We start from the raw sequence: 12,859 nt of genomic DNA, 5'->3' as shown, positions 1-12,859 counted from the left end.
TTAACAATTATTTAAACGTAATTTTCTTTCAGTAAAGTTCTGGTTCAAAATCCATCGTGAAACAGAACCTTACCTATAGATAGTTACAATTGCATCTTATTTATAATAGTCGAAATCGAAACCATACATACGTACAGTATCACCCTCCTGGATACCTGCTTTTTCAAGCTCTTCCAGGATACCACCCTCTTTAAGAAATTTCTGGAAAAATGCAAAACCTTTCTCAGAGTCAAGGTTTGTATATCCGAGCATTTTCTCAATCTTCGGACCTTCGACTACGAAGATGGTCGGATCTTCAGGACTCTGTTCCACGGTATATGGAAGATTTTCACCCATAAGCATATCTTCCGGGAAGAACTCCTGCTCAAATACAATCGGTTCTTGTTTACAGTTGTCGAGAAGCTCTTTTACATGGAATAAGAGTTCTCTGACACCCTGTCCACTGACTGCGGAGATTGGATAAACCTGAATACCTTTCGGCTCAAATTCATCTTTTAGTTTATCAATCGGGCTCTCTTCGTCGTCTTCTGTATAGATACAGTCGATTTTATTTGCTGCGATTACCTGTGGTCTTGCAGCAAATTCCGGATTATAGGCTTCCAGTTCTTTATTAATCTTATAAATATCATCAATCGGGTCGCGTCCTTCTGTAGATGCGGCATCTACGATATGGATAATGACTCTGGTACGTTCGATATGACGAAGGAACTCGTGTCCAAGTCCTACGCCTTCAGAAGCACCCTCGATCAGTCCAGGAATATCAGCAATTACAAAACCACCATTTTCAGTATCGACAACACCAAGATTTGGGCTCAGGGTTGTAAAATGGTAGTTGGCAATCTTTGGCTGAGCATTGGTGACACGGGAAAGGAATGTGGACTTTCCGACATTCGGGAATCCAACCAGACCTACATCTGCGATTACTTTCAGCTCCAGGAGAACTTCCAGTTCCTGCGCAGGCTGTCCTGGCTGTGCATATTTCGGAACCTGCATGGTTGCAGTTGCATAATGCTGATTTCCTTTGCCGCCTCTTCCGCCTTTTAATACGATCTGGCGTTTGTTTTCGCCGGACATATCTGCAATTACCTTGCCGGATGCAGCATCCATGATTACTGTTCCTTCCGGAACTTTTAAGATGACATCTTTTCCATCGGCACCATGACAGCGTTTTTTGCCGCCTTCCTGTCCATCTTCTGCTTTATATTTTCTTCTGTGTCGGTAGTCGCCAAGGGTGTTCTGGCCTTCATCTACCTCAAATATCACGTCTCCTCCACGGCCGCCATCGCCACCGTCAGGTCCACCATTCGGAACATATAATTCCCTTCGGAAACTTACATGGCCGTCGCCGCCTTTACCGGAGCGGATAAAAATTTTCGCTCTGTCTGCAAACATATGACACACCTCTGTCCTTTTTATATTTAATTTAAAAGAAAGGCTCCAAACCCTGTCAGATTTGAAGCCTTCCGCTTAACCAGATTATTCTGCTTCTACTGGAACGATAGAAACCTGTTTCTTATCGCGTCCTTTTCTGGTAAATCTTACTACACCATCTTTCAGTGCAAATAAAGTATAATCTTTACCGCAACCTACGTTTTCACCAGCATGGATCTTAGTTCCGCGCTGTCTGTAAAGAATATTTCCAGCTTTAACAAACTGTCCGTCTGCTCTCTTCGCACCTAATCTCTTGGATTCGGAATCACGACCGTTCTTTGTAGAACCAACTCCTTTTTTATGTGCGAATAACTGAAGGTTCATTTTCATCATGTTGTTACACCTCCTTGACTTTTACTGTCAAATATCGATTGTTATAACTATGTTCAATTTCTGTTAATCCGAGAATCAGCGAATCCATGAGAAGTTTTCCCTTCTCAGAAACCGGAGTCGTGAAATGAAAAGATACATAACCATCATCTTCCCGTACCTCAAACTGATCGTCTGTAAACGCCTCAAGAGAATTCACAGTATTGATCACCAGTACGGAAACAGCAGCACAAACAATATCTTGTCCTTCTTCTGCATATCCGGCATGACCTTTTGAAACAAATTCCAGATAATTTCCATTTCTCTTCTTAACTGTAATTGTAATCATAATGACACCAGATTAACCGTTAATCTTTTCGATTTTTACTTTAGTGTACTGCTGTCTGTGACCGTTTTTCTTGTGATATCCAGTTTTTCTCTTGTATTTGTAAACGATAACTTTCTTTGCTTTACCGTTCTCAACTACAGTAGCGGTAACATTGGCATCTTTTACATCTTCACCAGCTTTTAAACCGTCATTGCTTACTGCAATAACATTGTCAAAAGTAACAGTTTCACCAGCTTCAACACCGAGTTTCTCAACTCTGATTACGTCGCCTTCAGCAACTTTGTACTGTTTACCACCTGTTGCAATAATTGCGTACATCTGTGGCACCTCCTATAATCTTTACTCGCCAGATATGGTGACCTTTCGGCGCTTGTACCTCTCTGTGCGGCATCTCATTTATAATAGCGGACAAAATTCGATTTGTCAATAAGTTTTTCTTGAAATTTTTAAATATTTTTTAGCAGCTATAATTGTTACTGTTCACACGCCGCTATTCCGCGAAGTGTTTTGGCATGAGAATGCCAAAATCCCGAGACATACCGCGCGAATTTATGCGAATAGCATAAATTCTGTGCATCGCGAAGCGTGTTACTGGGCACGGAGTGAACAGTAATCTATAATTCCCTGATATCTTCAATTACAGGCTTGCGAACTTTCTTTCTGGTGAGTTCCAGAATATGCAGTGGAGTGATATCTACTGCTTTTGACTTTACCGGGTCCTTGCGAAGATATTTCTGCAATACATGGAAAAGTTCATCCTGATGGTCAGGATTCTCCATATTAATAAAGTCAATCAGGATAATCCCCGACAAATTTCTAAGGCGCAGCTGTCGGGCAATCTCTTTTGCAGCTTCCAGATTAATCTTACGATAGGTTTCCTGCATTTTCTTTTTGCCGGTAAATTTGCCGCTGTTTACATCAATAGATACAAATGCTTCTGTCTGTTGGATTACCAGAAAACCGCCACTGTTCAGCCAGACTTTTTCGTGCTGAATTTCTTCCAGCACAGTTTCCAGACGGTGAAGTTTATAAAGCGGCAGAAGTTTATCTTCATAAAAGCGCAGTTTATCTTTTTCTTCCGGGCTGTTGTTTTCAAGATAATCAGAAATCTGCTGAGAGATTTCCGGAATATCCGTTACGATTTCTTCAAGATTTCGGCTGTTGGCATCCCGGACTGCAGAGATATAAAAAGGCGTAGTCCGATATACACAGCTGAAGCAGCTACGTGATCTGCCATCTACAGCAGCTTTCTGGTACAGACCTTTCAGATACTCCAGTTCTTTTTGAATTTCCTCTTTTGAGGCATCTGCGGCATTTGTGCGGACAATGATTCCAAACGCTTTATCCGGGCGGTTGATTTCTTCTTCCATCCATTTACTAAGACGACTTCTGTCTTCGTTAGAAAGTTTGGAAGATAATCCGAACTTCTTATCTCCTGTTGTAAGAACAAGATATTTTCCGGTAAAATTCAGATTGGTGGTTACTGCTGGAAGCTTGCCTTTCATTGCATCGCGATTGATCTGTACCAGAATTTCGTCTCCGGATTTTAACGGGCGATTTCCCTTTCTTACAGAAGTGTAGATCGCATTTTGCGCATCAGAAAGCTGAAGATAACATTTCTCATTGGCTGAGATCTGTACAAAAGCGGCCCCGATATTGGCAGCGACATTCTCAATCTGTCCGACATAAATATTGCCGAGAGAAGATTTCCTGTCAACCGGTTCGAAACGCAGTTCCATGATTCTTCCGTCTTTTTCGTATGCACATACATAACAGGAAACCTGTCGGATTTCCATTTGTGTAATGATCAGTTTACTCAACTTCTTCACCTAATGCTTCCAGAGTTACAAATTTATGTTCTTCTTCATTGCCTTTGTCTGCGTATACTTCCAGACGTTTGATCGTATAAGCAAATTCCGGAAGTTCAACACCAAGCCAGGAAAAGAAAGTATCTGTTACAAGCTCTGGTTTTGTATAATTGGCACTTGCGGAAGCAAGCATCATGAAAATCTTATCGCCCTGAAGTTCCATTTTATAGATAAAAGGGCGGATATCGATTTCTTTTTCGCTTCGCTTCGTCTTTTTCATTACTTTAATCTCCGGCTGTGCAAGGAAATCATTGATTTTATCTCTCCAGGAGATTTCCGGTTCTTTTCCAGGACGGAATTCTACGTAATAATCGGCTGCTGCCACCAGAGACATTGCCTTACCTGCCTTTCCGTCTTCTACCTGACGAGTACTGATCACACGAACACCCTCAACCATTACTTCATCCAGACGTCTGGTAATCTCTGAGGTAGGAATTGTTTCTACAAGTTCCAGGTCAAAATATTCTCCCAGACTCTCAGTGCCGACACCAAGTGGTGCTGCAAAAGACATAATCATATGCGGGCTGTATCCGCCGGAAAAAGCTACCGGAAGATTTGCCCTGCGGATTGCTTTCTGGAAATAACGCATCGTATCCAGATGTCCAATAAATTTAACCGGACCCTCTTTGCTGAATTTAATTCTTACCTTCATAACATACACCTCCGCCATAACGCATAGCACCGCAGCCGGAACATTTCTGTCGGCAGTTTGGTGTTACGGTTTCATTCTTTGCCTGCTCCCATTCGTGGATCAGGAACTTCTTAGTCACACCTGCATCAATAAAATCCCATGGCAGGATTTCGCCTGTAGAACGTTCACGGAGTGTGTAGAAATCAATATCTGTATCAGTTTCCGCAAAAGATTCTTTCCAGATATTATAGTCAAAACTCTCTGACCAAGCATCATAGATTGCACCTTTTTCATATGCTTTCAGGATAACCTGTGCGCAACGGCGGTCACCTCTGGCAAGGAATCCCTCCAGGATTGTCACATCCGGTTCATGCCAGTTGTATCGGATACTTTTCTGATTTACCTGTGCGCGGATCTCACTCTTAACTACTTTCGCCTTTTCTACAAAATCTTCTTCTCTATACATACCGGCCCACTGGAATGGAGTAAATGGTTTCGGAACAAAGAAAGAGGTACTTACGTTAATCTGAACTTTACCGTTACGTTTTTCTTTCGGAACTTCTTCATAATAAGTTTCTGCGATTTTCTGGGCAAGATGGGCGATACCTTTCATATCATCTTCCGTCTCTGTCGGAAGACCAAGCATAAAGTAAAGTTTTACCTGATTCCATCCGCCCTTGAAAGCCTCTCCTGCACCATGAAGGATATCCTCTTCAGTAAGGCCTTTGTTTATAACATTACGCAGACGTTGGGAACCGGCTTCCGGAGCAAAGGTAAGGCTGCTTTTCTTTACATCCTGTACTTTACTCATAACATCCAGGGCAAACGCATCAATACGCAAGGATGGAAGGGAAATGTTTACGGCATTTCCATGGAACTCTTCGATTAAAAAATTTACCAGTTCTTTCAGTTCAGAATAGTCACTGGAACTTAAAGAGCTTAAAGAAATTTCTTCATGTCCGGTATTCTGAAGCATTTCTCTTGCACTTGCCTTCAGGGTCTCCACATCACGCTCTCTGGTAGGACGATAAATCATACCTGCCTGACAGAAGCGGCATCCGCGGATACATCCACGCTGAATCTCCAGGGTAACACGATCCTGGGTTGCTTTGATAAAAGGAACAACAGGCGCTTTGATTTCACGATATTCTTTAGTAATGTCTGTAATCAGCTGTTTACAGACTTTTTCCGGTACACCCTCTCTGGCAGGAGTAAAGGAAGCAATGGTTCCGTCTTCCTTGTAAGTTACATTATATAAAGATGGAACATAGATTCCCGGAATCTGAGAAGCTGCGAAAAGAAAATCTTTTCTGGAGCCGCCTGCTGCCTTATTTGCCTTATAAGCGTCAAACAAAGCATCATAGACAGTTTCGCCTTCGCCGATATAGAACATATCAAAAAATTCGGCAATCGGTTCAGGGTTATATGCGCATGCACCGCCGCCGATTACAATAGGATCATCTTCCTCACGGCCTTTTGCAAGGAGTGAAACATGACTCAGGTCTAATACCTGAAGGACGTTGGTATAGCACATTTCATATCCAAGAGTGATTCCAAGGAAGTCAAAATTCTTTACCGGTTCCTGAGATTCCAGTGCAAAAAGCGGAACCTCTTTCTCACGCATGATCTTATCCAGATCCAGCCACGGAGAAAATACACGCTCCGCCCAGACATCCTCACGTTCGTTAAACATATTATAGAGAATCATCATGCCAAGATTGGACATGCCAATCTCATAGACATCAGGGAAGCACATTGCAAAACGAATGTCTACTTTATTTTTATCTTTCATTACAGAGTTGACCTCGCCGCCGATATAGCGGGCTGCTTTATCAACTTTCATTAAAATTTCATCATTTAATGCTAGTTTTCTCATTGTTTTCCTTTCATGATTTGTTACTGTCCAGCATGGGAAAACTTTTCCAGATGATATTGGACAGCATTTTTTCTAAATAAACGGGAAAATAATACATATTTTCAAACCGTTTTTAAGGCAAAAACGATATTGGGGCATTTGCGTTCCAATTATGGTCTATGCCGTTAATCAATCTATTATAATACAGGTTATTTGGGAAATTCAAGAGAAATTGTATGCTTTTTCCGAAAGTGAAAAATAAACATTAAAAAATAAAGAAAGATACCGGTTTTGCAAATGAGGTTTTGCTGATAATCCAGCGGAATATATCATTACAATCCGGTATCTTTTTTATATATGTATCATAAAACTTGCTTCAAACTGGTTTCCTGCTGCTTCAAATCGACTGGTCCCATTATATTTTTCGCAGATCTGCTGCATAGAGCGGATACCGATTCCTGTCTCATCTTTTCGCTTACGGGAAAGGATTTTTACTTGATTTGATTAAATTGGCTTTGGCGGATACATATCTGTACCGTTTCTAAGTTCAGATGCTGCTACCAGATATGCATTTCTCCATGCACCGGATTCTGCCTGATAGCCAAGCTGTTCTAGTGCATGCGCAATTCTCTTCTTCATATTGGACCTCCTTAGTATTATCTTTTGATTTGATATTACTGTTAATTATGCGTTCTATAATAATTTAACTGTTTTCAGCCTATCATAAGAATGCCCAATATTATAATGCAGGGAATGAACTGCAAGTATCTGGAATGAAATGTATTAACTGATAATTCGTAACTATTCAGCAGTTTGCTATCTCACAAGGTGTTTTGGCATGAATATGCTAAAATCCTTAAGAATACAAGGTAAAATGGATACCAGGATTTGTAGTAGATTTCTGTTTGTTATTTCTGGACTTCACTTTCTGGGTTCCAGGAATTTTCATCCAGTTTTTTAATCATTTCTTCAAGATTAACGGTATATGCCACTGTTACATCACTATCTTTTTTGATGATAAATTCAGATAAACCATATTCTTGTCCATTAATAGCCCAGTCATATGTATATCCCAGTCGTGTCCATGGATATTTGCCATCAAAATAGCTGGAAATAATGTTTGCGTCAAACCATGCTCATCATAAACGGCATAAGGTTCTCCTTTATCCAGGCTTACCACAGGGAGAATTGTACGAAACGATTCTCCCTGTATTTGATAAAAACATTATTTATCTGTTCAGATTATTCAACAACTGCAATAGCTTCTACTTCGCACAGAACATTCTTTGGAAGCTGTTTAACAGCAACGCAGGAACGCGCTGGTTTGCTTGTGAAGTATTTCTCATAGACTGCGTTAAATGCAGCAAAATCTGCCATTTCAGCAAGGAAGCAGGTTGTTTTAACGACATTGTCAAAGCCAAGTCCGGCTGCTTCAAGGATTGCACCTACATTTCTGCAGGACTGCTCTGCCTGAGTTTCAATTGTATCTCCTGCAACTTCACCTGTTGCTGGGTCTACCGGAATCTGGCCGGAAGCAAATACAAAGTTTCCTGTCATTTTTGCCTGAGAATATGGTCCGATTGCTGCTGGTGCATTTTTAGTTTCAAGTGTTTTCATGAGTGATTCCTCCCGTACGATTTTGTGTTATTGATTTATCAATAATTATAGCCCTATATTAGCATCAAAAAAATATTTAGTCAATGGCAAAAAAAATAATCGCTATAATAATTACCTGATAAAATTTGGGGCTCTCTTAGCGCACTATAGGAACATTACGGAGTGATTTTTTATGATATAACAAGCAAAGCCATTGTTTCATCATTTTATGATAAACAATGACTTTGCTGTAAATAGTGATCTATTTTTGCGTCCCATCATAAAATCCGCAGCCATGTTTCCCATGTTCTTTTACTTCATAAAGAGCCTTATCTGCATCTTTGAAGATCGTGTCCGGCAATTTTTTTCAGAATCTGATACATCGGAAGTGATTTCTGTTCTTGCGTCCTGATATTTATTATCGCAGACAATTCAGTGGTTGCGCGCAGTACGCGGAATTCCCTTGTTTAACAAGTTGACTGGTTAAATCTTAATGAAAACTCTTCATCCAGTTTACCAGGGAATCATGCCAGATATTGTCATATACCGTTTTCTTCATCTGATCGGTAACAGGACCGTTCTTTGCCATTTTGGCGAGGATGGAAAGCTGTAATTCTTCTACTGTCATGTCTTCCGGGGTTTTGTTTGAATCTACAGTTATTGTTTTGGATGCTGTATCCGGAGTTTCGTCTGTTTTATCAGTTTCTTCTGATGGTGTTTTGTTTGCATTTACACCTACAGATGCCTCACTCGCGGCAACAGTTTCCTGTGTGGCAAGATCTGACGTATTTTCCTTAGTTGCTGCTTCTTTAATTGCTGCATCTTCAGTTTCGGCTGTCTCAATAGACGCAGAATTTTCAGCATCAGATGTTGCCTGAGCATCTGTTGTGTGAGCTGCCATATTTTCGGCGGTTTCTTCTTTAGTAGCTGTCACGTTTTCGATTTTTATCTGCGTATCTTCTGACATCATGCCTGCCGGAACCCAGATTTCACCGCTGTTTGCAGCTACTGTCACATTGATTCGTCCACCTTCAACAGATACTTTCTGTCCGGTAAGGGCTCCGACATATTCAGCGCAATTTCCAGCCGGAAGGTTCATTCCTGCTGCATTGTCATCGTTGTTTACGGTAACGATCACGCGGACTCCGTCAAGATCACGGGCAAATGCAAACTGGCGGTTAGTAAGCTGGAGTTCGGCATAGCTTCCATAGCTTAATGCAGGGGTATGCTGTCTTACCTTTCCAAGTGCTGCAATCAAGGCTGTATTTGGATTTGTTGTTGTGGCATCTGCATAGTCTTTCAGATTTAATGCAGGTCTGAGGCTGTCATCGGAGAATTTCTCTTTCTTTCCTTCAATACCAAATTCAGAACCATAATAAATACTTGGGATTCCCGGAAGTGTATAAAGTAATACATGAACCGGAGCAAAGTGCGCTTTATTTGACAGTTTGGTATAGATACGTTCTACATCATGGTTGTCCACAAAGTTGTAGAGATCCAGATTCCCCATGTTCAGGAGATATTTTACCGTGTGGGCGATTTCGAAATAGTTATGGTCATTGTGACCACTGTAGAGTGCCTTGTGAAGTGCATAGTTGGTTACGCTATGAAGGGTTTCTCCGTTTACCCAGCGGCTGTAATCACCATGGATAACCTCACCCATAAGCCAGAAGTCTTCTTTTACTTCTGCTGCTGTACGGCGAAGGGCACGCATGAAATCAAAATCAAGGACATCTGCTGCATCCAGACGGATTCCGTCTACATCAAATTCGGATACCCAGAAACGAATTACGTCACAGATATAATTCTGGACTTCCGGATTTCTCTGGTTTAATTTTACCAGGAGGTTGTATCCGCCCCAGTTTTCATATGAAAATCCGTCATTATATTCATTATTTCCACCGAAGTTTATATTGCAGTACCAGTTAAGGTATCTGGAATGTTCACGATTCTGCTGAATGTCTTTGAATGCAAAGAAGTCACGACCTGTATGATTAAATACACCGTCAAAGATAACCTTAATTCCTTTTTCGTGACAGACTGCTACGAAATTTTTGAGATCTTCGTTAGTACCCAGACGGGAATCAAGCTTCTTATAATCGGTGGTTTCATATCCATGACCGACACTTTCAAATAAAGGTCCGATGTATAATGCAGTACATCCGATTTCTTTGATATGATCGATCCATGGGAGTAATGTGTTCAGACGGGAGACTGGCGCACTGTAATCATTAGTTTTTGGTGCTCCGGTTAAGCCCAGTGGATAAATGTGATAGAATATTGCCTCGTTATACCAGCTCATAAATGCCACCTCTGTTTTAGTTATAGTTTGAAAATATATACATATCTTTTATATAATAGCAGATTTCGAGGATAGAATCCAGTTTTTTTCAATATTTTTGTTTTTGAAATCACCGCGTCAATGTATTGATGTGAAAATAACTGCTGTATTATACCGGAATTGATATAATACAGCAGTCGTTTTTTGAGCAATGTTATGTATTATCCCTGAAAAGGAGCAGCCCTTTCTAGTGCTTCTGCCGGTGAAATTACTTTTTCGGTGACGATTTCGCAAGATGCGATTGTATAAATTACGGAATTGTCACTTTTTCTGGAAAAAATCATACAACTGAAAGTGGACTTTAAGTCAATACCGGAATGGAAATTCTTGTGATATAATCTCTCTCTTCTACTGTTAATTCATCCCATACTGCTTCTTTGTAGCAAAAGTGCATATTTTCTGGAAGGACTTGACCGTATCGACTTAAAACATAATGTACCACAGGGAACTTATTTTGTATTGATCGACATTCAGGAATTTCTTGAACAACTGTGCGATCGCTCACTCTGTTTACTATGCACTGGTACTTCTTCCGGGATTTGAAGAGCATTATCTTCATGGAAACGTTGTTGCCTATGGGGTTCTGGTTCAGCTTCTTGTGGATCATAACAGAGAAGAGGCTTTGAAGTTAAAGGCGTTTCTGCAGACACTGGATATTCCGACAACTTTACGGGAAATGGAAGTTACGGAAGATATGATTATTTCTGTAAACCAGACTGGATTCGTAAGAATACAGACTGTGGAATCATGGAGTTTATGGGTGTTTTGTTAAAACCGATCGTACGTCCGTTATTCCACGTACCGGGAAGGACTTCTATCGACCTGATTGCATCATGGTTTGGTGCTTCCAATGCTGCTGTTATCCTTACTCGTGAGCAGTAATGAAAGGATTCTATACAAAAAGGGAAGCCGGATATATTATGACTAACTTCTCTCTCATATCCATTCCATTCTGTCTGATGGTTGCAGATACGATTGGAATTTCCAATCTGTTCCTGGCATTTTATCTGTGCATCTGCGTAGTTGGTATTATTCTTGCAGTGATCATTGCGAGAATCCCTCCGATCCGCACAGTACCGAATACCTATCGCGAAAATATCGGAAAACAGATTAATGAAGATACTCCACAGGAAAAAGGAACTCTGAATTATGCTTTGGAATTAAGCTGTAAACGTGCAGAAAATTTCCACCTTAAAAATGTACTTGCCAGCGGATTGGAAGTTGTTATGGGTATGTTTTTTGATCTGATTCCGATCGTTGTTGCGTGGGGTACGATTGCGCTTGTAATTGCGGTTTATACACCTGTATTCCAGTGGATTTTCTATCCGATGGGATTATATCTGAAGCTGTTTGACGTAAAAGAAGCTTTTGCAGTTGCACCGGCTACGCTGGTAGGATTTACAGATATGTTCATTCCTGCACTTCTGATTACAGGTGTACAGTCTGTGAAAACTAAATTTGTGATCGGTGTCCTTTCACTGGTACAGATTATTTACCTGACAGAAGTTGGAACTATTATTATTAAAAGTGAAATTCCACTTAACTTCTGGAAGCTGCTTATCCTCTTCCTTGAGCGAACTTTGATAGCGATTCCGCTGATCGTGTTATTTGCAAATATTGTGATGTAAACAAGTTACTGTTCACACACCACTATCCCGCGAGGTGTTTTGGCTACGTTACTGTGCACATGGTTAAAATTTACTCTACAAAAAAACATATTTAAGGTATATAATCAGATCAGGAATCATGTTATGGTATTAAGTTTTTTACAAGGAGATATATTTTTATGAGACATATAGATGAAATTCAGATTGCCGGAACTGCTGTTCTGCTTTGTGGTGCGATGTTTGCAATTTCTGTTGTCGCTCCTACCGGAAATACCGTATCAAAAGCGGTTACAAACTTTATAGAAGCACCGGAAACAGCAGCAGAGGCTCAGGCGCAGGCAGAAGAACAGGCTGAGGAGAATGGATTTCCCATTTATACGCAGGAAAGCAATTATGATGATAATTCAGATGATGGCAGCAGCTATGACGATTCTTATTATAATGATTCTTCCTATAATGATAATACTTATGATGATCAACAGGATAATTCTGATCAGGAATATGATAATACTGATAATGAGGATGGATCTTCTGATACTGGGAATGATGATCAGACATCTGGTGATGAATCAGGGGATGACTCTTCAGACCAGATTGATTATCCAATCGATGATACAACGGGTGATAATATTGACGGCAGTCTGGATGATACAGAGGAAGATAATTATGACAATGCTGAGCAGATAACTTATTAAATTAATCTGATACAGGAACATAAGACCAGATTCTATATAAAGAGATTTGCTGATCGTATAAAGATAATTTCTATGATATATAATAAAGACTTCATTACTGACATTTATAAGTTAGTAACTGAAGTCTTTATTTGTTTAAGGGACTACTACAGCGAATGTTAAGTAACTGCTATATTG

The 12,859-nt window shown here is 40.4% G+C and carries 14 protein-coding genes; 3 read left to right on the top strand and 11 right to left on the bottom strand.

Translation table 11 applies throughout. From position 1 onward, the window contains the following. Window positions 1–96: 96 nt before the first annotated feature. From obgE to ACTNC0_RS01925, 11 genes are all read right to left on the bottom strand, one after another. Window positions 97–1,392, bottom strand: coding sequence for a GTPase ObgE (gene obgE / locus ACTNC0_RS01975; protein ID WP_441086148.1), 1,296 nt, complete (start codon window positions 1,390–1,392; stop codon window positions 97–99). Window positions 1,393–1,476: 84 nt separating this feature from the next. After that, window positions 1,477–1,764, bottom strand: coding sequence for a 50S ribosomal protein L27 (gene rpmA, locus ACTNC0_RS01970; RefSeq protein WP_008703124.1), 288 nt, complete (start codon window positions 1,762–1,764; stop codon window positions 1,477–1,479). A gap of 4 nt (window positions 1,765–1,768) precedes the next feature. Then, on the bottom strand, window positions 1,769–2,089 hold the full coding sequence (locus ACTNC0_RS01965; protein ID WP_441086147.1) for a ribosomal-processing cysteine protease Prp: 321 nt from the start codon (window positions 2,087–2,089) through the stop codon (window positions 1,769–1,771). Between the two features lie 12 nt (window positions 2,090–2,101). Then, complete coding sequence (gene rplU, locus ACTNC0_RS01960) at window positions 2,102–2,407, bottom strand: 50S ribosomal protein L21 (protein ID WP_441086146.1); 306 nt, start codon at window positions 2,405–2,407, stop codon at window positions 2,102–2,104. Window positions 2,408–2,703: 296 nt separating this feature from the next. Continuing rightward, window positions 2,704–3,918 carry a ribonuclease E/G gene (locus ACTNC0_RS01955; protein WP_441086145.1) on the bottom strand — a complete coding sequence of 405 codons (1,215 nt, stop codon included), beginning with the start codon at window positions 3,916–3,918 and terminating at the stop codon, window positions 2,704–2,706. After that, entirely contained in the window at window positions 3,902–4,609 is a 708-nt protein-coding gene (locus ACTNC0_RS01950; RefSeq protein ID WP_441086144.1) for a TIGR03936 family radical SAM-associated protein, read from the bottom strand. The genes ACTNC0_RS01955 and ACTNC0_RS01950 overlap by 17 nt, the downstream gene beginning before the upstream one ends. Next, window positions 4,593–6,464: a TIGR03960 family B12-binding radical SAM protein gene (locus ACTNC0_RS01945; protein WP_441086143.1), complete on the bottom strand. Its 1,872-nt coding sequence runs from the start codon at window positions 6,462–6,464 to the stop codon at window positions 4,593–4,595. The genes ACTNC0_RS01950 and ACTNC0_RS01945 overlap by 17 nt, the downstream gene beginning before the upstream one ends. 330 nt (window positions 6,465–6,794) lie before the next feature. Next, entirely contained in the window at window positions 6,795–6,932 is a 138-nt protein-coding gene (locus tag ACTNC0_RS01940) for a GHKL domain-containing protein (protein WP_441086269.1), read from the bottom strand. Window positions 6,933–6,947: 15 nt separating this feature from the next. After that, on the bottom strand, window positions 6,948–7,082 hold the full coding sequence (locus tag ACTNC0_RS01935; RefSeq protein WP_441086142.1) for an alkyl sulfatase dimerization domain-containing protein: 135 nt from the start codon (window positions 7,080–7,082) through the stop codon (window positions 6,948–6,950). A 603-nt stretch (window positions 7,083–7,685) separates the two neighbouring features. Beyond that, complete coding sequence (locus tag ACTNC0_RS01930; protein ID WP_441086141.1) at window positions 7,686–8,060, bottom strand: RidA family protein; 375 nt, start codon at window positions 8,058–8,060, stop codon at window positions 7,686–7,688. 469 nt (window positions 8,061–8,529) lie between these two features. After that, on the bottom strand, window positions 8,530–10,341 hold the full coding sequence (locus ACTNC0_RS01925) for an alpha-amylase family glycosyl hydrolase (RefSeq protein WP_441086140.1): 1,812 nt from the start codon (window positions 10,339–10,341) through the stop codon (window positions 8,530–8,532). A gap of 520 nt (window positions 10,342–10,861) precedes the next feature. Between ACTNC0_RS01925 and ACTNC0_RS01920 the strand changes: the two genes are divergently transcribed. From ACTNC0_RS01920 to ACTNC0_RS01910, 3 genes are all read left to right on the top strand, one after another. Continuing rightward, complete coding sequence (locus ACTNC0_RS01920) at window positions 10,862–11,152, top strand: hypothetical protein (protein ID WP_441086139.1); 291 nt, start codon at window positions 10,862–10,864, stop codon at window positions 11,150–11,152. 109 nt (window positions 11,153–11,261) lie between these two features. Next, window positions 11,262–12,008 carry a YjiH family protein gene (locus tag ACTNC0_RS01915; RefSeq protein ID WP_441086138.1) on the top strand — a complete coding sequence of 249 codons (747 nt, stop codon included), beginning with the start codon at window positions 11,262–11,264 and terminating at the stop codon, window positions 12,006–12,008. 158 nt (window positions 12,009–12,166) lie between these two features. Then, window positions 12,167–12,682: a hypothetical protein gene (locus ACTNC0_RS01910; RefSeq protein ID WP_441086137.1), complete on the top strand. Its 516-nt coding sequence runs from the start codon at window positions 12,167–12,169 to the stop codon at window positions 12,680–12,682. Window positions 12,683–12,859: the final 177 nt, after the last annotated feature.

Source organism: Blautia sp. HCP3S3_B11 (assembly GCF_052064435.1).
Classification (GTDB): domain Bacteria; phylum Bacillota; class Clostridia; order Lachnospirales; family Lachnospiraceae; genus Blautia_A.
The sequence above is the reverse complement of the archived record's forward strand: the minus strand, read 5'-3'. Positions and strand labels throughout refer to the sequence as shown.